General features: G+C 63.4%; 16 protein-coding genes and 1 pseudogene. 12 read left to right on the plus strand and 5 right to left on the minus strand.

The window, feature by feature from the left end; translation table 11 throughout:
• Positions 1-79: 79 nt before the first annotated feature.
• The 6 genes from FFI94_RS25070 (at position 80) to FFI94_RS25095 (ending at position 6,693) form a co-directional block, all read left to right on the plus strand.
• A complete protein-coding gene (locus FFI94_RS25070) occupies positions 80-1,915 on the plus strand; it encodes an acyl-CoA dehydrogenase (RefSeq protein ID WP_138873397.1) in 1,836 nt (611 codons plus the stop codon).
• 193 nt (positions 1,916-2,108) lie between these two features.
• Positions 2,109-2,831 carry an ATP-binding cassette domain-containing protein gene (locus FFI94_RS25075; protein WP_138870199.1) on the plus strand — a complete coding sequence of 241 codons (723 nt, stop codon included), beginning with the start codon at positions 2,109-2,111 and terminating at the stop codon, positions 2,829-2,831.
• A gap of 5 nt (positions 2,832-2,836) precedes the next feature.
• Entirely contained in the window at positions 2,837-4,849 is a 2,013-nt protein-coding gene (locus FFI94_RS25080) for a YhgE/Pip domain-containing protein (RefSeq protein ID WP_138870200.1), read from the plus strand.
• Between the two features lie 59 nt (positions 4,850-4,908).
• Positions 4,909-5,136 (plus strand): helix-turn-helix transcriptional regulator, encoded by a 228-nt coding sequence (locus FFI94_RS25085; protein ID WP_138870201.1) that lies wholly within the window; start codon positions 4,909-4,911, stop codon positions 5,134-5,136.
• Positions 5,133-5,621: a hypothetical protein gene (locus tag FFI94_RS25090; protein WP_138870202.1), complete on the plus strand. Its 489-nt coding sequence runs from the start codon at positions 5,133-5,135 to the stop codon at positions 5,619-5,621. Before FFI94_RS25085 ends, FFI94_RS25090 begins: the two co-directional genes overlap by 4 nt.
• Positions 5,622-5,706: 85 nt before the next feature.
• Complete coding sequence (locus tag FFI94_RS25095; RefSeq protein WP_185993318.1) at positions 5,707-6,693, plus strand: LLM class F420-dependent oxidoreductase; 987 nt, start codon at positions 5,707-5,709, stop codon at positions 6,691-6,693.
• 4 nt (positions 6,694-6,697) lie between these two features.
• Here the strand turns inward: FFI94_RS25095 and FFI94_RS25100 are convergent, their stop codons facing one another.
• Both FFI94_RS25100 and FFI94_RS25105 read right to left on the minus strand, forming a co-directional pair.
• Positions 6,698-8,725 (minus strand): VanW family protein, encoded by a 2,028-nt coding sequence (locus FFI94_RS25100; RefSeq protein WP_138873399.1) that lies wholly within the window; start codon positions 8,723-8,725, stop codon positions 6,698-6,700.
• Positions 8,726-8,987: 262 nt separating this feature from the next.
• Positions 8,988-10,331, minus strand: coding sequence for an acetyl-CoA C-acetyltransferase (locus tag FFI94_RS25105; protein ID WP_138870203.1), 1,344 nt, complete (start codon positions 10,329-10,331; stop codon positions 8,988-8,990).
• A 130-nt stretch (positions 10,332-10,461) separates the two neighbouring features.
• Here FFI94_RS25105 and FFI94_RS25110 point away from each other — a divergent pair, with 130 nt between their 5' ends.
• A complete protein-coding gene (locus tag FFI94_RS25110; RefSeq protein WP_138870204.1) occupies positions 10,462-11,808 on the plus strand; it encodes a 3-oxoacyl-ACP reductase in 1,347 nt (448 codons plus the stop codon).
• Positions 11,808-12,671: a MaoC/PaaZ C-terminal domain-containing protein gene (locus FFI94_RS25115; protein ID WP_138873400.1), complete on the plus strand. Its 864-nt coding sequence runs from the start codon at positions 11,808-11,810 to the stop codon at positions 12,669-12,671. Before FFI94_RS25110 ends, FFI94_RS25115 begins: the two co-directional genes overlap by 1 nt.
• A 121-nt stretch (positions 12,672-12,792) precedes the next feature.
• Here the strand turns inward: FFI94_RS25115 and FFI94_RS25120 are convergent, their stop codons facing one another.
• Positions 12,793-13,392, minus strand: a complete 600-nt coding sequence (locus FFI94_RS25120; RefSeq protein WP_138870205.1) for a TetR/AcrR family transcriptional regulator — start codon at positions 13,390-13,392, stop codon at positions 12,793-12,795.
• 72 nt (positions 13,393-13,464) lie between these two features.
• The gene (locus FFI94_RS25125; RefSeq protein ID WP_138870206.1) at positions 13,465-14,646 is read right to left on the minus strand and encodes a glycoside hydrolase family 3 N-terminal domain-containing protein; all 1,182 of its coding nucleotides are present in this window, start codon (positions 14,644-14,646) and stop codon (positions 13,465-13,467) included.
• A 102-nt stretch (positions 14,647-14,748) separates the two neighbouring features.
• Between FFI94_RS25125 and FFI94_RS25130 the strand changes: the two genes are divergently transcribed.
• From FFI94_RS25130 to FFI94_RS34640, 4 genes are all read left to right on the plus strand, one after another.
• Entirely contained in the window at positions 14,749-15,216 is a 468-nt protein-coding gene (locus FFI94_RS25130) for a universal stress protein (RefSeq protein WP_138873401.1), read from the plus strand.
• 34 nt (positions 15,217-15,250) lie between these two features.
• Entirely contained in the window at positions 15,251-16,339 is a 1,089-nt protein-coding gene (locus FFI94_RS25135; protein WP_138870207.1) for an isochorismate synthase MenF, read from the plus strand.
• A gap of 118 nt (positions 16,340-16,457) precedes the next feature.
• On the plus strand, positions 16,458-16,631 hold the full coding sequence (locus FFI94_RS25140) for a DUF2613 domain-containing protein (protein ID WP_138870208.1): 174 nt from the start codon (positions 16,458-16,460) through the stop codon (positions 16,629-16,631).
• Between the two features lie 46 nt (positions 16,632-16,677).
• Entirely contained in the window at positions 16,678-20,976 is a 4,299-nt protein-coding gene (locus tag FFI94_RS34640) for an alpha-(1->3)-arabinofuranosyltransferase family protein (protein WP_313905556.1), read from the plus strand.
• A gap of 23 nt (positions 20,977-20,999) precedes the next feature.
• Here the strand turns inward: FFI94_RS34640 and FFI94_RS25150 are convergent.
• A pseudogene (locus FFI94_RS25150) lies at positions 21,000-22,049 on the minus strand (acyltransferase family protein); the annotation flags it as partial.
• Positions 22,050-22,180: the final 131 nt, after the last annotated feature.

The following is a 22,180-nucleotide window of genomic DNA, read 5'->3' on the forward strand; positions in this document are numbered from 1 at the left end:
TATTAAGTTACCGACGAGTAATAAACTTCGGGCGGTACTAGGAGTGCTGGACCGCACCACCTCACTGGGAGAAGCAGACATGGGCCATTACAAGAGCAACGTTCGGGACCTCGAGTTCAACCTCTTCGAGGTACTCGGACTGGAAAAGCCACTGAGCGAAGGCGCTTGGGGCGATCTCGATGCCGACACCGTCCGCAGCATGCTGGCCGAGGTCGCACGACTCGCAGAGGGACCGCTCGCCGAGGCCTTCGCCGACGCCGACCGTAACCCGCCTGTCTTCGACCCGGAGACCCACGAGGCGAAGCTTCCCGAGTCCTTCAAGAAGTCCTTCCGCTCCATGTGGGACGCCGAGTGGTTCCGCATGGGCCTGAGCGAAGAGGTCGGCGGCGTACCCGTCCCCCGCGCGGTCGTATGGGCGATCTCCGAAATGCTTCTCGGCGCGCAACCGGCCGCATTCATGTACCAGGCCGGCCCCTCCTTCGCCGACGTGCTGTTCAACAACGGCACCGAAGAGCAGAAGAGCTGGGCAGCCACCGCCGTGGAACGCGGATGGGGCGCCACCATGGTCCTCACCGAGCCAGACGCCGGTTCCGATGTCGGCGCCGGCCGCACCAAGGCGATCAAGCAGGACGACGGCTCCTGGCACATCGAAGGTGTCAAGCGCTTCATCACGTCTGCAACGTCGGATGATCTGTTCGAGAACATCTTCCACCTCGTCCTCGCTCGCCCCGAAGGCGCCGGCCCCGGCACCAAGGGCCTGAGCCTGTTCTTCGTCCCGAAGACGCACTTCAACTTCGAGACCAACGAACTCGGCGAGCGCAACGGCGTCTTCGTCACCAACGTCGAGCACAAGATGGGCCTCAAGGCGTCCACCACGTGTGAGCTCACCTTCGGTGGCCACGGCGTCCCCGCACAGGGTTGGTTGGTCGGCGAGGTTCACAACGGTATCGCGCAGATGTTCGACGTCATCGAGCACGCTCGAATGATGGTGGGCACCAAAGCTATCTCCACCCTCTCCACCGGCTACCTCAACGCTCTCGACTACGCCAAGCAGCGCGTCCAGGGTGCCGATCTCACCCAGATGAGCAACAAGGCCGCACCCCGCGTCACCATCACGCATCACCCCGACGTGCGTCGTAGCCTCGCAATGCAGAAGGCATACGCCGAAGGCCTGCGTGCTGTGTACCTCTACACCGCCGCACACCAGGACGAGATCGTCGCCAAGCACGTCTCGGGCGCCGACAAGGACACCGCGTTCCGCGTCAACGACCTCATGCTCCCCATCGTCAAGGGCGTCGGCTCCGAGCGTGCGTACCAGTACCTGACGGACAGCCTCCAGACCCTCGGCGGCTCCGGCTTCCTGCAGGACTACCCGATCGAGCAGTACATCCGCGACTCCAAGATCGACTCGCTGTACGAAGGAACCACCGCCATCCAGGCGCAGGACTTCTTCTTCCGCAAGATCGCTCGTGACCGCGGTGTCGCCCTCGCTCACATTGCCGGACAGATCAAGCAGTTCATCGACAGTGAAGCAGGCAACGGTCGCCTCAAGGCAGAGCGCGCACTGCTCGCCACCGCTCTCGAAGACGTCCAGACCATGGCAGCAACCCTCACCGGGTTCCTCATGGGCGCCCAGGAGCAGCCTTCCGAGCTGTACAAGGTCGGACTCGGCTCGGTGCGCTTCCTGATGGCTGTCGGCGACCTGATCATCGGTTGGCAGTTGCTGCGTCAGTCGGAGATCGCTCTCACAGCGCTGGACAACGGTGCTTCCGACAAGGACAAGGCGTTCTACGAGGGCAAGGTCGCCATCGCGTCCTTCTTCGCCAAGAACGTACTGCCGGAGCTCACCGCGTCGCGCGAGATCATCGCCAACACGGAAAGCGACATCATGGAGATCGACGAAGCTGCATTCTGATCTGCTGACGGGTCCGGCCGCCGAGGGTTTTCCCTCGGCGGCCGGACCTGTTTCAGCTGCGTGATCGTGAAGGTTTTTACCCGCTCAGCGAGCAAAAACCTTCACGATCGGACGCACACTTGGATCACCGGTTCGGGTTGTCTGTGGTTGGCTGAACCAACACTGCCGACTCCAACCCGAAAAGGTGATCGCCGTGGCCGCTCTGCACGAGGCGTACGAATCTCAGCCCGAGTACACCCGCGAGACAGCAGTGACAGCACGAGGACTGCGCCTCGACGGCCCGTGGGGCCCGGTATTCGGTCCGGTAGACCTCGACATCGGAGCCGGCGGCGTCACCGTCATCGAAGGCTCGGCCGGCTCCGGACGCACCTCACTGCTCCTGGCGCTGAGCGGGCGATTGAAGCCCAGTTCCGGATCACTGAGCGTATTCGGACGTACCCGCCCGCGCGACATCTTCGACCTGTGCTGCATCGCCGGTTTCGAGGACATCGACGAACTGGCGCAGTCGGTCACTGTTCGCGACCTCGTCACGGAGCAGATCCGTTGGGATGCACCATGGTACAAATTGATCGGCCGCGCCGGAGAAGAGCAACTGGCCGCCGTCTGCGGACCGGTGTTCGGCGAGCACCCACTACCTCGCCTTGGTCAGTACGTCAGCGATCTCGGTGAACTCGAAGCCACCCTGCTGCGGATCGCCGTCGCGAATACCAAGAAGCCCGCGGTGCTTGTCATCGACGACCTCGAACAGGTACGACGCGATTCCGAGCGCGCCTACCTGGTAGAGAGACTCGCCGACCTCGGCCGATATCAGACCATCATCTGTTCGACGGTAAATCCGCTGCCCGAGGGGTCGCCCGTCGACGCGCTCACCCTGCTCGACGATGTCACCAATCCCGAACAAGAAGGCGCGAGGTAGCCGCGATGCTTGCAGGAATGTCACTCGGAACCGAACTCAAGCGGTTCTCCCGGGGAGTCATGCCCCGAATCGCACTCGTCACCATCATCCTCATGCCACTGCTGTACGGCGCAATGTACTTGTGGGCGTTCTGGAATCCGTTCGGTGAGGTTAACAAGGTTCCGGTCGCACTGGTCAACATCGATCGCGGCGCCATGGTTCAAGGGAAAGAACTCAACGCCGGTGACCAGGTGAGCCAAGCTCTCCTCGACTCCGGCGAGCTGGACCTGCACGTCGTCTCCCCGGCCGAAGCAGCGCAGGGCGTTTCGGACGGCACGTACTACTTCTCGTTGACATTGCCCGAGAATTTCAGTGAAGCGGTTGCATCGCCCACGTCCGACAATCCACATAAAGCCCAGTTGCAGTTCACGTTCAACGACGTGAACAACTACCTGGCCACCATCATCGGCCAAAATGCCGCCCAACAGGTCCTCAACCAGGTGGGTGCCACAATCGGCGCACAATCCGTCGAGACGGTCCTGCTGGGGCTCACCGACGCGGGTGCCGGGTTGAAGCAGGCCGCTGACGGCGCGCAGGAACTTTCCGCCGGAATGACAACGGCAAACGACGGCGCAGCCCAACTTGCCAGTGGCTCCAAAACTTTGGCGGACAACATGGTGACCGCCCGTGACGGCGCCGCCACTCTCGCCGGTGGCACAGCCCAACTCTCGGCGGGAATCGACACCGCCACCGGTGGCATTCTGGCTCTCACCGACGGATTGGGGCAACTCGATGTGGGCGCCGGTCAACTGGGCAACGGCGCCACAGAACTCAGTGGCGGTGTCACCCAAGTTGTCGACACCCTCAACGTCCTGGGCGACACCCAAGCTCAGGCAACACAGTTGGTGAGCCAAGCTGTGGCGGCACTGCGTCTGAACCCCGACCCCGTCTCCCAGCAGATCGCCAACGCATTGGTACCCGCCCAGGACATGCTCCGCACTCAAGGCTTCGGCGAGTCCACCATGGGGCAACTGGCCGAACTCAAGAGCGGCGCGCAGCAACTCGCGTATCAACTCGGGGACCCGTCGAGCACCTTCCGCGCCGGCCTGAGCGCCGCAGTCGACGGAGGCGGCGAGCTGCGCAGCGGACTCGTCCAATTGCGCGACGGCGGCCAGGAGGTCAACGCCGGAGCTCAAACGCTGAGCAGTGGCCTCGTCCAGCTCACCGACGGCAGCATCGAACTCTCCACCGGCGCCGCTCAACTCGCCGAGGGAACCCCCAAGTTGCAAGCCGGCGCGTCCGAACTCGCCACAAAACTCAGCGAGGGCTCCGGGCAGGTGCCGAGCTGGACCGACGAGCAGCGCACGGCAGCAGCGCAAACACTCTCCAGCCCGGTCGAACTACAGGAAACCTACAAAAACCGAGCGGCTACCTTCGGCACCGGTTTTGCTCCGTTCTTCCTTCCCCTTGCACTGTTCGTGGGCGGCATCATCACGTGGATGCTGCTCAAGCCGTTGCAGAACCGTCCGATCGCCAACGGACTCGGCGCACTGCGCGTTGTCCTGGCGTCGTACTGGCCGGCACTGCTGATCGGCGTCTGCCAGGTGATCGTCATGTACGTGGTAGTGCACTTCGGGGTGGGGCTGCATGCCACGCATGTCGCGGGCACCATCGGATTCCTCATACTCATCACGGGCACCTACATGGCTCTGATCCAAGCCTTCAACGCGATATTCGGCGTGTCCGTCGGACGTGTTGTCACCCTGGCGTTCCTGATGTTGCAACTGGTCTCGGCCGGCGGAATCTATCCCGTGGAAACCACAGCCAAACCCTTCCAGATCATTCATCCCTTCGACCCGATGACCTACGCCGTCAACGGTTTGCGCCAGCTCACGGTGGGCGGGATCGACTCGAGACTCTGGGTGTCCATCGCGGTACTCAGCGGTGTGCTGATCGCATCACTGACCGCCAGTTCACTTGCTGCCCGACGTAATCGGCAGTGGACGATGGACAGATTGCATCCCCCGATCGAGGTGTAACACCGGCAGTAATGACAAGTCTGCTTGACATTGAATGACAAGTATCCTTTACTTTTCCCATGCCCGAAAGAGCCGGAGACAACCGAGTGCGTGAGCACCGACGCAGCGTCGGGCTCACGCAGGCGCAGCTGGCCGCAGCTGGGCAGGTGAGTCGACAGAGCATTGTCTCCATCGAACGCGGTGACTACGCACCCAGCGTTTACCTGGCGGTGCGCCTGGCAAGAGCCCTGGGCACCACCGTCGAAACGCTCTTCCCGCTACCGGAACATGCCGAGGAGACAGTATGAGCACCATGATGAAGGCACTGCGATTCGTCGGCGATCTGGACGACGACTTCTACAAGGACGAGCGCCAACGCGACGTGTGGAACGAAGCCTCGGCCGTCGGGTTCCAATTGGCGTACTGGATCGCCTTGATCGCAGCGGCGATCCTGCCCTGGGTTGCCGGACGAACCGGCGCCTGGATTTCTGTGGGACTGATCATCGGATGGTTTATCTGCTCGATGGTGGTGCTGCGGTACGCACAGGCTCACGACGTCGACGCCTACGCAAGCCTGAAGGGTCTCCAGCCCCGAGTTCTCCTGGCCGGGTCCGTCTATCTGATCGCATTGATCGGCATTGTCGGCCAACTCATGGCTTGGCTGGACGAGGGAATCGCGACCTGGGCCGGAACTGGAGTCGGCGCACTCGTCGGTCTCACGGCCGCCGTCCTGGGCGTAAAGCACCACCAGAAGCGCGCCGCCGAACGCGAAGCCGCCGAGGAAGAACTCTGAACTCCCGAAGTCTGCCCGGCACAACAGAATCCATAGAGTTGGTAAAGTCGTGCCAGGGCAACCGATCGCGAGTAACGTCAAACCAGTGAGCACTCGCCTCGGATACCAAATGCCCAATTTCAGCTACGGTGGCCCGGTCAAGGACCTCTTCCCCACCGTCATCGCGCAAGCTCGTGAAGCCGAAGCCGCCGGTTTCGACACCGCGTTCGTGATGGATCACTTCTACCAACTCCCCGGCATCGGCGAACCCGACGCACCCATGCTCGAGGCGTATTCAGCGCTCTCCGGGCTGGCAACGGCCACCAGCACCATCCAGCTGTCTGCCCTCGTCACCGGCAACACGTACCGAAACCCGCCGATGCTCGCCAAGACCGTCACCACACTGGATGTGGTGAGCGGTGGCCGCGCCATCCTCGGCATCGGAGCAGGCTGGTTCGAACTCGAACACAATTCCTTCGGCTACGAGTTCGGCACCTTCACCGAAAGGTTCCAGAAACTCGACGAGGCTCTGCAGATCATCGAACCGATGCTCCGTGGTCAGCGGCCCACCTTCGACGGCACGTGGTACCACGTCAAGGACGCCATCAACGAACCCCGCGTCCGCGACGACCTGCCGATCCTGCTCGGCGGCGGCGGCGAGAAAAAGACGTTTGCCCTTGCCGCGCGATTCGCGGACCACCTCAACATCATCTGTGATCCGTCCGAACTGCCCCGCAAGATGGAAGCCCTCGCAGCACGATGTGACGAAGTGGGACGCGACCGCTCCACACTCGAAACCAGCTTCCTCACCTTCATGATGATCGACGAGGACGGTGACAAGGCGCGCGCCCACCAACGCGATTTCATGGCAGAACGCGGGCTCGACATCACCACCGCGCCGGAAGACGTGGTCGCCAAGGCTACTGAGCGTCACTTCGTCGGCAGCCCGGACGACGTCGCCGAGCAAGTTCAGTCGCGCATCCTCGACCACGGAATCGACGGAGTGGTCATCAACCTCATCACCAACGGCAACGAGCCCGGAATCGTCGACCTGGCCGGCCGCACACTCGGACCGCTGGTGGGTAAGAAGTAGTTTCCTACTCGCACTTCACGATCGGAACCGGATCGTATTTCACGGTGCGAGTATCCGAAGAAACCTGGGCGCCGGTGGCGTGGTCGGTGATCACACGAGTATCACTCGTTGTGAAGCCGGGCGCGCCACTGGACGCAATACACCCGTCGCCCTTGGGCAGGACCACCGTGTTCGGCGATGTGGGAGACGTACGCGATCCGGTGATCGACTCCACGTCGACGGTCTTCGTACCCCAGATCCTCACTGTCACATTCGATGACGTCGTGATCGTTTGAATCATCACACCGGTCTTCGACGGATTACGGAACTGCAAATCGATCGCGCCGTCGAAGATCGTGGCCTCACGGGCCTCCGGGTACCGCGAGATGTAATAGCTGTGCTCGGTGTGCGCGACGTCTTCCATCCCGGCGAAATACGTTGCGTTGTAGAGCGTTGTCGCCAGCTGGCTGATGCCGCCGCCGACGGCTTTGTCCGGTCGGCCGTTGTTGATGATTCCCGATTCCACGTACCCCTGGGCAGCGCCGCGCGGTCCGGTGAACTCGTTGAACGAGAACGTTTCTCCCGGTTCGACGATCGCACCGTTGAGCACCGATGCCGCCAAGGCAATGTTCACACCGGACGCGTACTCGAAGCCGCCGGTGGTGTACTCACCGATCACTTCCTTGATGCCGAGCGCCTCTGCGCCCTCGGTGGTAAGTGCCGGCGGAACCGGACCGTACACAGCCGGAGTTGCCCGAGAGCCAGTGCTGGTGAGCAGAACCGGCAGTTCCTTCACTGTTTCCGGCCAATTGATCAGGTCACCGACCACACCCGGCACCACAGTCGGCGCGCCGCCGGCCAGCGTGATCGACGCGTCCTTCGGCTGAACCTCCGTCGACACCAATTGCGGAGCCAGGATCCGCACCGCGGCGTCGGTGTTGTACTGCGGCGTCAATCCACCCGAACCGTCGGGAGCAAACGTCAGAATCTCGCCGATCTGGTCGACGCCGATGGTCGCTTCCTTACCGTCACGCCCGTTGACCACAACCTCACCGGACACAGCCGGCTGAGCCACGTCCTGCAGCGCGCGATCGACACCGGCCTGCGTCACCGTCACGGGGGTGTCGTCCACCGGTAGGTCCACCACGTCACCCGAGGACCACTCGTCAACGAATGTTGCTGCCGCACCGGGCAGATCGAGGGCGCGGCCCACCACCGGCGACACACCCGACGCTTCACCACCGGAAATGACAACAGCACCTTCGACCGGCGCACGATCACTGGTGGCCGCGACAACCGTCATCGATGCGTCCAATGCCGCCTGATCGACGCTCGACACCACCGGCACCTCACGCGAGCTGAAGAACGAGGTGATCCGCGTGATCGGATTGAGCGGTTGCTCATTCACACCCGCCAACGTTGCCGACCAGTCCACGTCGATGCCGGCCGATGCGGGAACGATCTCGGACTCCACATCGTCCGCGCTCACCGTAACGGGCTCGACAAGCCTCGGGCCCAACTCCGCGCGCAGAACTGTTTCCGCGTCGGCCGGCGATCGGTTACCGATGTCGATGCCGGCGACCTGAGTGCCCCGTGGCGTGTTTCCGGACGATGCGAACACATCCACCCCGTAGGCAAGAACTCCCACCGCAAGAATCCCGCCGACGATCAGCGCGGGCTTGACCCACTTCTTCGACGCCGACGGCTGATCAACGGCCAGAGGCTCGGGCGCTACCGCCGGAAGAACCGGTTCGAATTGTTGAGTCGGCTCCGCTGCGCCGGCCGGAACCTCGGTGTCGCTGGGATCGGTATCGGTGGGAACAGCCGGCACAACAGGAATGACTGTCGTGATCTCGTTGGCCGATTCATCCGGCGCCGGCCCGTCGAGCGTTGATTCCTCTGGAGCTGCTTGGTCCTGCGCTGATCCTTCCGAAACCGGCACAGAGTTGTCGGGAGCTTCGGAGCCGTCCACGCCGTTGTTCTTCTCCGGGGGTGAACCGTCTGCGTCACTCACTCGTTTAACTCCTTGTCGCATGGACCGGGACTGCTGCATCGACCGGGGCTGCGGCGCGTACCCAGCACTACTCAACAGGGTATCCGGACATACAAGAGCCCCGCGTTGCTGCCAGGTCGGGGGTCAGGCAGCAGCACGGGGCTGTCTTGAATATCGGTAGCTATCCGTCAGCGTTACAGGCCCACAGAAATTTGTCCGAAAAAGATGAGGAGATCCGGTCACCCCTCGCGACCGGATCTCCTTATCACCACCCACAGACTGCTGTTACCGCAGGTGAGCGCAGTAACAGCCAGCTGCGGGACTACCGCTCGATGATTGCAGTGACGCCCTGTCCGCCTGCTGCACAAATCGAGATAAGACCGCGCCCTGAACCCTTCTCCGCAAGCATTTTTGCGAGAGTCGCCACAATGCGTCCGCCAGTCGCAGCAAACGGGTGTCCGGCAGCCAAAGACGAACCGTTGACGTTGAGTTTGCTGCGATCGATCGAGCCCAATGCACCGTCCAGGCCCAGGCGTTCCTTGCAGTACTCGTCGGACTCGAAAGCCTGCAGCGTCGCGAGGACAACTGAAGCAAATGCCTCGTGGATTTCGTAGTAGTCGAAGTCCTGCAAGGTGAGTCCGTTGCGGGCCAACAGACGCGGGATCGCGTACGTCGGAGCCATCAGCAGGCCGTCCTTGCCGTGGACGTAATCGACGGCTGCGGTCTCCGAGTCGACGAGGTGTGCAAGGACGGGCAGGTTGCGCTCGGCTGCCCACTCGTCGGTCGAGAGGAGCACAGCTGACGCGCCGTCGGTGAGCGGCGTGGAGTTACCGGCCGTCATGGTGGCGTCGCCGAGCTTGGTGCCGAAAACGGGCTTGAGCGTCGACAGCTTCTCGACGGTCGAACCGGGGCGGAGGTTGTCGTCGCGGGTCAGGCCCAGGAACGGGGTGACGAGGTCGTCGAAGAATCCGCGGTCGTATGCCGCTGCCATGTTCTTGTGGCTGGCGGCGGCCAGTTCGTCCTGGTCCTCGCGCTTGACGCCGAATTCCTTGGCGGTGATCGCAGCGTGGTCACCCATCGACTTACCGGTGCGCGGCTCGCCGTTGCGCGGGATCTCGAGACCGAGCATGCCGGCGCGCACGTTGCCGAGCAGCTTGATGCGATCGCCCGTCGACTTCGCGCGGTTGAGCGAGAGCAGGAACTCGCGTGCCTGATCGTTGACGCCGATCGGAGCGTCGGACGTGGTGTCGGTTCCGCCGCCGATGCCGGAGTCGATCCGCCCGGCCGAGATGGCATCGCCGACTGCGACGATCGACTGAAGCCCGGTGCCACACGCCTGCTGAAGGTCGTACGCCGGTGTGTACGGGCTCAGTGCACTCCCGAGAACCGACTCACGGATGAGATTGAAATCACGGCTGTGCTTGAGCACCGCGCCGCCGACCACCAGGCCGAGTTGCTCGCCCTGCAGATTGAAACGGCTCACCAATCCGTCGAGCGTGGCTGTGAACATGTCCTGATTGGACGCCTGCGCGTACGCCTTGTCCGAACGAGCGAAGGGGATACGGTTACCACCGACGATAGCGACGCGGCGGCGCTGACCTGCAGGCTTCGCGGCAGAAGTGGCGTTGGCTGCGGATCGGGCATTCGAACGGGCTTTGCTGGTCACTTGCGTCTCCAAGGATGGTGCGATTACCTGTTGAAGACTATTCTTACTCAGTAGTAAGTTACTTGTCTATCGCCGCATTCTTTCGATTGCCCGGTGAGAGACAACCCGAAACACAACAGAAGGTAGGACCGTGGCAGCCAGCAAGGGAGCTCCCGACCTCTATTCACAGTTCCTCTCGTCCGCCCCCGGCGCATTCATCGCGTCGAAGGCCGGCCTGCCCAGGCCCGAGAACCTGCGCCGCTACAAAGCCGGGGAACCGCCGTTGGCCGGGCCGGTCCTCATCGGCGGTAAAGGCCGACTCGTAGAACCACTGCGCGTCCTACTCTCCGACTACCCCGCCGCGCAGGCCCACGATTCCAGCTTCGGCGCGCTGGTATTCGACGCCACGGGAATCACCCAGGTCACCGAGCTCGAGCAGCTGTTCGAGTTCTTCCAGCCCGTGATCCGCAACCTCGCATCGTGCGCTCGCGTCGTCGTCCTGGGCACGACGCCGGAAGAGACGTCGAGCGTCGACGAGCACGTCGCGCAGCGCGCCCTCGAAGGCTTCACCCGCAGTGTCGGCAAGGAGATCAAGCGCGGCTCCACCGCTCAGCTCGTCTACGTCTCCCCCAAGGCATCCACCGGCCTTTCGGGCGTCGAATCGACTCTGCGCTTTCTGCTTTCGGCCAAGTCCGCATTTGTCGACGGCCAGGTCATCGTCGTCGGAAATGAAGATTCCGTTGCTCCGGCCAGCTGGGACAAGCCGCTCGACGGCAAGGTAGCTGTCGTCACCGGCGCAGCCCGCGGCATCGGCGCCACCATCGCCGAGGTCCTCGCCCGCGACGGCGCACACGTAGTCTGCGCTGACATTCCCGCTGCCGGAGAAGCACTTTCGGCCACCGCCAACAAGGTCGGCGGAACCTCCCTCGCACTCGACGTCACGGCAGACGACGCAGCCGAGGTCCTCGCGGCACATCTGCTCGAGCGCCACGGCGGCGCCGACATCATCGTCCACAACGCCGGAATCACCCGCGACAAAACACTCGCCAACATGGACGAAGGCCGCTGGAACATGGTCATCGGCGTCAATCTTCTTGCACCGCAAAAGATCACCGAGCATCTCGTCGCGAAGGGCGCCCTCAAGGAAGGCGGCCGCGTCGTCGACGTGTCCTCCATCGCCGGCATCGCCGGCAACCGCGGCCAGACAAACTACGGCACCTCCAAGGCCGGCGTCATCGGCCTCGTCCACGCCGAAGCTCCGGTCCTGGCAAAGAAGAACATCACCATCAACGCCGTGGCACCCGGCTTCATCGAAACCGCCATGACCGCAGCCATCCCCTTCGCTACCCGCGAAGCCGGCCGCCGCATGAGCTCCCTGTTGCAGGGCGGCGAAACCGTCGACGTCGCCGAGACAGTCGCCTACTTCGCCAGCCCGGCGTCCAATGCCGTTACGGGACAGGTTGTTCGCGTGTGCGGCCAGAGCCTCCTGGGCGCATGATGGCAACCAAGACCGTCGCCCTCACCGAACAACCCAAAACCCTCGACATCTACTCCCGCGCGGTACTGGGGTTGTTGCCGTGGAACAAGTCGGACTCACGCTCGGTACCGCAACAGCGACTCACCCTCACCGGGTTGACGGTCGACACCGACAACCTGGCCGCGTACTGCCGTGTCACCGGCCTGCGATTCGGTGATTCACTGCCGATCACCTACCCATTCACGTTGGCATTCCCGACAGTGATGAAACTGATGGTGTCGAAGGAATTTCCCTTCCCCGCAGTCGGTTCCGTACACGCCGAGAACGTCATCGAATCACTGCGCCCCATCTCCGTGAGCGAACCGCTCGACCTCTCGGTGCACGCCGAGAACCTGCGCGAGCACCGCAAGGGCCTGCTGATCGACGTGATCACCGAAATTCGGGTGGGACGGGAACTGGTGTGGCGCCAGACGTCGTCGTTCCTCAATCAGCAGAAGACCTCACTGTCCGGCGAAGCCCGACCGGAACCAAAGGCCGACGAGGTTCCGCCGATGCCGATGACCACCATCCGCGTCGATCAGACCACGATCAGCAAGTACGCATCCATCTCCGGGGACCGCAACCCCATCCACGTCTCATCTCTGGGCGCCAAGGCATTCGGATTCCCGAAGACCATCGCTCACGGAATGTGGAGTGCCGCCGCACTGTTGCGGACCGTCGAAGGCGATGTGGCCGACAAGGTCACGTACAGCGTGCGATTCGGCAAGCCGATTCTTCTCCCGGCAACCCTGAACGCCTACGCCGATCGCGTCGACAACGGTTGGGATCTGTCGCTACTGCACCCGAAGAAGGGCTACCCGCACGTCACAGCGACGCTGCGCTGAGCCTGGTTAGGCTGGATTGGGCTGGACTTTGACCCACCACCCGACAGCATGAACGTATCGCTCCCCTTGTTCAACAAGGGGAGCGATACGTTCACTCGATGAGGGTGGGAACAGTTGGGGACTATTCGGACTTCTTCTTGCCCGACAATCCGCGCCACGCCAAGGACTCGAGGAGATCCGCTGCCTCGTCCACTTCGATTTCTCCGCCGGCAACGCGGTCGGCCACAGCCTCACCCGCACCGACCAAGGCGATAGCGATGATCCCGAAGTCGTGAGACGCATCCGGATCCTTGGTACTGGACTCGAGGAGGTGCGCTGTCAGTTCGATCAATCGGTCGCGGCTGGTCTGCACGGTGCCCGCAAAAGCCTGCTGCCCGACGGCCTGACGGTAGAGGACCATCCACGACTTGCGGTTAGCGCCCACAAATCCGAGGAAACCTTCGAGCGCGGCACGCAATTGCTCACGCGGCGTCAGATCCGGTGCACCGGCCGGAGCCAGGGCTTCGACAAAACGCAGACCTTCACGATGGATGCACGCGGCAAACAGCTCTTCCTTGGAGCCGTAGTACAGGTACAGCATCGGCTTGGAAATCTCTGCCTTCGCTGCAATGGCATCCATCGAGGTTTCGTGAAATCCCCTGTCGGAGAACACGTCCACGGCCGCGTCGAGCATCTGCTGCTCGCGTACCGCGCGGGGCAGTCTCTTCGTGCCACCGGCCATGTATCCTCCAACCACAGGGTAAATGTCTATCTTACTCTACGGTAAGATCCGGCGTCGAATCGCACTACCGACTCAGCAGGTAATGGCGCCCTTCGCCTGCGCGACCGTCACTACAGCCTGATCCACGCGGGCCTGCGGCAAAGCGCCGGACGCGACGGCACCTTCGAGCTGATCAAGCACCCGCGGCACGTCATCGGTTGTGAGCCACAAAGCCTGGTCCACCCCTGCCACCAATGCGGCCTGCACCGCGTCGGCAATATCGTAACGGTCGGTAATCGCCTGCATACCGCTGAGGTCGTCGGTGAAGATCGGCCCGGTGAACGGCGCTGCGCCGTAACCCACTCCGTCGCGAAGCAGCGACACTGCGGCCGGACTGATACTTGCCGGGACACCCGGTTCCGTCAGACCCGGGACCTCGAGGTGGCCGATCATGACGCCGACGCCGGTGTTCACCAACTCCCGGAACGGAACAAGATCCGAGTTCATCAGATCTTCCAAGGGAGGCGTCGTCACCGCGCCGGTGTGCGAATCGCCCGACGCACTGCCGTGTCCGGGAAAATGTTTGATCACCGGGAAGATTCCGGCGTCGCGCATTCCTTGGGCGTACGCGCCGGCATAGGCGATCACCGTTGCGGGATCGTCCGAGTACGAGCGGTCACCGATTACCGAATTATCGGGCTGCGAGCTGACATCGACGTCCGGTGCGTAGTTGACCGTGATGCCGAGATCCTTCAGACCGCGGCCACGCTCGAGCGCCATCTGGTACGTCTGTTCCACTGTCATCGTCTCGGCAGTCTCACGCGCCGACGGATCGGGTCCAAGAATGTCCTCGACGCGGGACACCCGGCCGCCTTCCTCGTCAATCGTCACCATCAACGGAATTTTCGACGCCGAAGCAACCTGCGGCACTTCACGATTGGTCAGCATCGACTGATCGGTCCAGCTGCCGACGAAGATGCCGCCGATCTGCTCGCTCGCAACTATCGCCATCGCGTCGTCGGTACCGGTCACGCCAACGTTGAGGAGTTGGGCAAGCTTCGCCCTCGTGGACAACGACGCCAGGAGGTCGCTGCCGCACACGGCAGGTGCGGGGAGGGCTGCGGACGTCTCCGATGTCGTCGTGATGTCGGTCGTGACACTCGCCGCAGCAGACGTCGATGGCGCTGCCACGTCCCCGCCGTCGCCCGAGCATCCCGCTACCAATCCGCCGCACAGGGCAAGAGTGGTTGCCGTTTTCACAAACTTGATCCGCATTCTTACGACGGTATCGGACTCCGTACCCATACACTCCCCTCACCGGCACGGCAGGAAGGTAACCTGGACGTGAACCGATTCCCCGCTGACGAGGAGGTCGTGATGCCACAAGGACTGATGCTCATCGCGTACGACGGTTCCGAGAACGCCCGACGTGCTGTCGAGTACGCAGGACGTTTCCTGTCCGCCAATCGCGCAATTCTTGTCACCGCCTGGGAACCGATGGTTCGGCAGGCCGCGCGGATGTCCGGGCTCTCCGGCGTTATGCAACCCGAGTGGGTTCCCGACGACGATGTCGAGGACATCGCGTACAGCGATGCCAAGTCAACTCTCGCGGAAGGCGTCGCATTGGCCGAGGCGGCTGGTTTGACCGTCGAAGGCCGCAGTGCCGAATGCCGATCGGCCATCTGGTCCGCCATCGTGGAGACTGCCGACGAGTTGGACGTCGACATCATCGTCACCGGCACTCGCGGCACTACCGGTTTGCGCTCGTTGTTGCAGAGCAGCGTGGCGGATCATGTTCTGCGTCACAGTCATCGGCCGGTGTTGATCGTCCCTCCTGGCAAGTGAGCATCCGCCCCCGGCGACTAGTGTTCTAGTCACCATGGACGGTTTTGTTCTCTCTCGGCCTGATCACAGCGTGCTCACCCGCGGCGTACGACGCAGTTTCGACGACGCAGGCGCGGCGACGCAGGCATTGTCGGCGGGTTCGGCGCCGCTGATCGTCGGCGCGCTCCCCTTCGACCCGTCGGGAGCGACGGCGCTGTACGAACCGGCCGAGGTAACTGTCAGCGGCAGCGCATGGCGTCCGGGCACGTCCGTGGACATGCCGGACACGCGGGCGGTGCGCGAAATTCCGTCGCCGGCAGATCACCTTCGACGAGTGGAGAAACTTCTCACTCATCTGCGTGACGGCGACCTCGGCAAGGTGGTCTCGGCGCGGACCGTCGAATTGCTGGCCGAATCTCCCATCTCACCAATGGCACTCGCGGCTCGGATGGCTGCGCTCAATCCCGCCGCAAATACATTTGCCGTCGATCTCAGTGCTGCCGGAGCCGATTTTGTCGGCCACTCTCTTGTCGGCGCGACGCCCGAGGTGCTGGTGAGCCGACGCGGGAATGTCGTCACGTGCCGTCCGCTGGCGGGGTCCGCGCGTCGGACCGCCGACACCGAAGCGGATCGGGTTGCCGGTGACAGCCTCCTGAGTTCGACGAAGAATCTTGCCGAGCACGCCTTTGTCACCGATTGGATTCGGGACATCCTCGGCCCGCTGTGCAGTGAGTTGTCGATACCGTCGACCCCGGAATTGACCAGTACCCATGAGGTCTGGCACCTGGCCAGCCCGATTCGCGGCATTCTGCGCGACTCCACCTCTGCGCTCGAGCTGGCAATCGCACTCCACCCGACACCCGCACTATGCGGAACACCCACTGACACGGCATTGAACGTCATCCGCGACACCGAGGAACCGAGACGCTTCTACGGCGGCGCAGTCGGGTGGTGCAACAACGACGGCGACGGCGACTGGGTGGTGGCGATCCGATGTGCGGAGATCAGCGCCGACGGTCGAACTGCCTGGGCAAGCGCCGGGGGCGGAATCGTCGCAGATTCGGACCCACAGGACGAATTGGACGAGACAACGACCAAATTACGGACATTGCTCACAGCGTTGGGCGTCGCGGACACAATCTAATCAGTCCACTGCGGGGCCAATCGTCCGAATTCTCAGCGGCGAGTGATACCTTGACGCGAACAGTTCGTACGGACCGGTAAGTCCCGGCCGACCGACACGACCTATTGGGAGATCCACGATGACGAAGTTCCTTGTCCCCGGTGTGGCCAGCGCTGTCGTCGGCCTCGTTCTGGGCGCTGCTGCAATCTTCGGCGCCACGGCAGTAGCCGCGGACAACACTCGTCCCGATATCGACCGCAGCGGAAATGCCGATTCTTCCGTCCTGAACCAGGTTGAGTACGGCAGCCGCTGAGAGCGCAGGCCTCGCGAGTTCCCGTTCTTCCGCCGAAGGCACCACAGTGCCTTCGGCAGAGCCTCTGTCGAAGCGGTGGCTGTTCGGCGCCTCCGTCGTAGCGTTTCTTCTCACCTTTTTCCAGTCACCGGGGCTGATCACCGCCGACACCAAGTACGACCTGACGCAGAATCCGTTCGGCTTTCTCGAACGCGCGTCGCATCAGTGGAGTAGTCAGGCCCCGCTGGGCCAGGTACAAAATCAGGCCTACGGTTACTTTTTCCCGCACGGGCCGTTTTTTGCGTTGGGCGAGCTCGCCCACATTTCGCCGTGGATCACGCAGCGCATCTGGTGGGCGCTGCTGCTGATTGCCGGGTTCTGGGGCATCGTCCGCGTCGCCGAGGCGCTGGGCGTCGGTAGCCGCAGTTCTCGCGTCATCGCCGCAATTGCCTTTGCTCTCTCCCCTCGTGTTCTGACAACTCTCGGATCGATTTCCTCGGAAACCTTGCCGATGATGTTGGCGCCGTGGGTGTTGTTGCCGGTCATCATCGCTTTCCGCCCTGTGCCCCTGTCCGGTAGCCCGGACGATCACACGCGCGCGCAGTGGAAATTGGCCGCGCAATCCGGCCTCGCTGTTGCCCTGATGGGTTCGATCAATGCCATCGCCACCGCAGCGGCCTGTCTCGTCGCCGTCATCTGGTGGCTCTCGCACAAACCGAACCGCGCCTGGCTGACGTTCACCGCGTGGTGGGCCCTGTTCGTTGCTCTGGGCACCCTGTGGTGGATCGTTCCCCTCCTTCTGCTCGGCAAGGTCAGCCCACCGTTCCTCGACTACATCGAATCGGCCGGCGTCACGACGCAGTGGGCGTCGCTCGCGGAGATCCTGCGCGGCACGGACAGCTGGACGCCGTTCGTCTCCCCCGAACGCATCGCCGGCGCTGTCCTCGTGACCCAACCGGCGGCGGTTGTCGCCACCGGACTGGTTGCGGCCGCCGGACTTGCGGGACTCTGTATGCGGTCGATGCCCGCCCGTGGACGCTTGACGCTCATCCTGTTTGTCGGCATCACCGGCTTGGCTGCCGGATACGTCGGCGAACTCAGTTCCCCGATCTCCGATCAAGTGCGCCTGTTCCTGGACTCTGCGGGAGCACCACTGCGCAACGTCCACAAACTCGAACCACTCGTGCGTCTGCCGCTGGTTCTCGGCCTGGCTCATCTCCTCGCAAAAGTTCCCTTGCCCGGTTCGGTTCCGATGCCGCGGTGGCGACGCGCCTTCGCTCATCCCGAACGCGAACCGATGGTGGCGCTGACCTCCCTGATCCTGGTTGCCCTCACCCTGTCGACGGCGCTGGCGTGGACCGGCAAGCTCGCACCGCGCGGCGCGTACCCCGAGGTGCCGTCGTACTGGACCGAAGCCGCGCAGTGGCTCGAGGACAACACCGCACCAGGCTCCGAAGCCGAGCGCGCCCTCGTAGTCCCGGGTGCACCGTTCGGCAGCCAGGTGTGGGGACTCACCCGCGATGAGCCGCTGCAAGCACTGGCCACCACACCGTGGGCCGTGCGCGATTCCGTCCCTCTGACGCCGCCCGGCGCCATCCGCGCCCTCGATTCCGTGCAGCGTCTGATCGCCGACGGTCGCCCCTCCGACGGTCTCGCGCAGACTCTGCTCGGGCAGGGCATCCACTACCTCGTGATGCGCAACGACCTCGACGGCGACACCTCACGCTCAGCCCGCCCACTCCTCGTCCATCAAGCCGTCGACGGTTCCCCCGGCATCACGAAAGTCGCCGAGTTCGGCGAGAACATCAACCCCAAGCCCATCGAAGGGCTGGTTGCCGACAGCGACCTGCGCCCCAACTACTCCCCCATCGAGATCTTCGAGGTCACCCCACCTGACGGAAGCACCGCGGTCAGCGGCCCGTACTCGGTGGATCTCGATGAGGTTCCGCTGGTCCAGGGCGGACCGGAAGCCGTTCTCCGCCTGCATGAAAGCGGAACACTGCCCGGCACCGGTCCCGTCGTCTTTGCCGCCGACGCCGCTGCGGCCGGATTGCCGGTCGACGCGCTCACCGTCACCGACACACCGCGTGACCGCGAAACCGATTTCGGTCAGGTCGACAATCACAGTTCCGCTCTGCGGACAGCGGACAGTGAACGACGCACGTACAACCTGGTTCCCGACTACCCCGTCACCGACACGCCTCTGGTGCAGGGCCGTTGGAGCGGCGCCGAGATCACCGTCTCCAGTAGTGCCTCCGACGCCACCCAACTGGGTGGAACGTCGCCGTCGAGTAGCCCGGCTGCAACGGTGGACGGCGATCCGGGCACCGGCTGGTTCAGCAACGGCATCGAGCGCGCGTTGGGGCAGTGGTTGCAGATCGACTTCGACACTCCCATCTCGAGCGGTCTGCTGCACCTGACTACCAGCGCAGCGGCAATCGGCGCCCCCGTCAAATGGCTCGAGGTGTCCACTCCCAACGGAACCAAGGCTGTCAAGGTGGAGCGCCCGGGCGAACCTGTCACGGTGTCGATTCCCGGCGGAACAACACCGTGGGTGCGCGTGACGGCAACCCATACCGAAAATGGTTCGGCTGGAACACAGTTCGGAATCAGCGAACTGTCCGTGGAGGACTTCTCCGACCGCAGTGCGCCCGCGTTCGTACCCATCACATTCGACACGGTGCTGCCCGCCGTTCCGAACGACGCGTCGGTGACGTCCTGGAATCTGACGCAGGAATTTCCGGGCCGAAATTCCTGCGCCGACAGCGATGATCGAGTGCGCTGCAGCAACGCATTCATGGCCATCCCCGAAGAGCCGAGCCGATTCCAGCGCACGCTCGACGTACCGGAAAATACTTCTGTCACAGCCGAACTGACTGTTTGGGCCCGTCAGGGTAGCGAGCTGGACTCACTTCTCACCGTTCCCGGCCGCATCACGGCGTCCGGCTCGAGCGATATCGGCGATACCCGCGGATCAGCCTTTGCCGCCACCGACGGCGACGCGCGGACCACGTGGTCGGCACCGCAGAGCACCACCGAGCCCGGTGGCCCGAAACCGACTCTCACCCTGACCCTTCCGGAACCGACCCTGGTTACAGCACTCGACATCACCCCCAGCGTCGGAATACTGCCGTCACCGCCCACCAGCGTTGCCGTGAATCTCGGAAACGGACCCCAGGTCCGTGAACTGGCACCAGATGACACGCGAGTACCCCTGGCCCCCTTCGTCACCGACACGATTGTCCTGAGCATCACCGACTGGGATCCAGTCCTCGATCAGAACGCGCTCGGCTTCGCGCAGGTTCAGCCGACGGGGCTGGCGGAAGTCGGAGTGATCGGCGCGGACGGCACACCCGTCGCCGATTCCGGGGTTCAGACCGACAGCACCCTGGACAACCGTCAGATCACCGTCCCCTGCGGCATCGGACCCACGATCACCATTGCCGGGCAACAGTTCCCGACGTCGATCGACACCACGGCGCACGAGCTCCGCACCGGCGCTCCCATCCCGGTGAGCGTCTGCGGCCCGACCGGAACGGCACTGTTGCCTGCGGGTCAACCGGACGTCGTGGTCGAGCCAGGAGCAGCGTTCTCCGTGGACGATCTCGATCTCACTGTTGTCGGTTCCGATCCGCTCCCGCTGCAGAACCAGAGCGCTCTCCCCTCGACTGCATGGACAGAAAATCATCGCGAACTTGCCGTCACCACGTCGACGTCCGATCAGTTGATCGTGAATCCCGAAAGCACCAGCATCGGCTGGATCGCCACCGCGCCCGATGGTTCCGAGCTGACCCCGGTGGTGGTGAACGGTTGGCAACAAGGCTGGATCGTGCCCGCCGGCACGTCCGGAACGATCACCCTCGATTTCCCCAGTGACCGCTGGTACCGCTTGGGGATCTTCGGCGGTCTGGTGCTGCTGATCCCGCTGTTCCTCGCTGCCCTGATTCCGGTGCGGCGCGTACCGAAGCCGACCGCACCGCCGCGCCCCTGGCACAGCGTCGTAGCGGGCTGGCTGGGTGTGGCCGTGGCCGCCACCGTCATCGGCGGACTCGTGGGAACCGGAATCTTCGTTGTGTGCACACTCGTCGCGCTGGCCCTGGTGCGAGCAGTCGGCCCGGATCGCACCGCGCGCATTCTGGTCGGCACCGCCGGCGTGGCAGCAATAGCCGGAATCACGCTTCTGTCCACCGGACCGTGGCGATCACCGGGCGGGTACGTCGGTGATTCGTTCCTGATTCAGTTCGTGATGTTGCTGGCGTTGGTGGTCACCGGATTGGCGGCGCTGCCCGTTGCCGGTTCACCGATGTGGCGACGGTTCTCCCAGCGCTTGATCGCCAAACGAGCCGGTTCCTCCACCAAGGCGTAGCTCGCCGACGCCACAGCCACACTCAGAACAAGAGTCAGGGCTAGTACGGAGAAGAAACTGCCGGAGAACGGCGCGATGCCGAACACCGGAAACACCGCATTGAGCACTGCCAGATGCCAGATGAAGATTCCGTACGACCAGCGACCGATCGCCAAGGCAAACGGACTTGCCAGGAACCGGTGCTGCGCCTCGTCCCGCAGAACCAACGGTGCGATCAGGGAAAAGCTGATGATCGCACCGAGCGCGATCTTGACGGCGAACTGCCAGGGTTCCGGCCGTACCAAACCTTCGGGTCCGGCGAGGTCGGTGCACGAGAGTACAAACGCCACCAACGCCACGCCGGTCAACAGAAGCCGTCGGTGCGCCAGACGATGCACCCACGTCGAAGCCCCGACGGCGAGTTCCGCCAACACCATGCCGACCCCGAACCACGGCAGGTACCCCGGCAGCCAATTGTCGTGATGGATGAAATCGGGCGCAGGAACCGGGAGGAACGCCCAACTGAGAGCCAGCACCGAGACGGCGGTCAACAGCGGGATCCGGAACCGCGCACTGCTCCCACGCAGACGTACCAGGAGAACCGCGAACAACGGCAGCAACAGATAGAACATCACCTCCACCGACAGGCTCCACATCTGTGTGAGCCCCTCGGTGAGGGTGAGCGGAACAAAGACCTGTACCAGGCCGAGGTTCGCGAGCCACACCTGATAACCGCCGCCGGCGCCTGGCAGGAACAAGAGAATAAGCGTCACTGCCACCCAGTACGCGGGGAGAATGCGCGTCGCTCGGGATATCCAGTACCGCACGGTGGCCTGTGGCCGTCCGATTCCGCGGGCAGCGGCCGCATGGGGACGCCACAACAGAAAACCGGACAGTGCGAAGAACACGGCGACAGCAAGGTCGAGCCGTCCGAAAGCCCGGCCGATCGCACCCGACTGAGCTTCACCCGTCTGGAAGGCGACGTGTGTCACGAGAACACCGAGCGCTGCCAAACCTCGCATACCGTCCAAGGCCGGAACAAAGCCACGGGCCTGCGGCGGGACGGCAGAAGAAGAATTCACGGGACTCATCATCACGGATAAGTGTGCACCGGAGTGCGTTCGCCCTAAACCATCCGGACGCCCTGTAAAAAAATGCCAGGCCAATTCACCACCTCAAGCGACAAACCGGGCCGCTGGACTGTTAGTGTTCTGCCACACATGGG

The sequence above is a fragment of the Rhodococcus sp. KBS0724 genome (assembly GCF_005938745.2).
Classification (GTDB): domain Bacteria; phylum Actinomycetota; class Actinomycetes; order Mycobacteriales; family Mycobacteriaceae; genus Rhodococcus_F.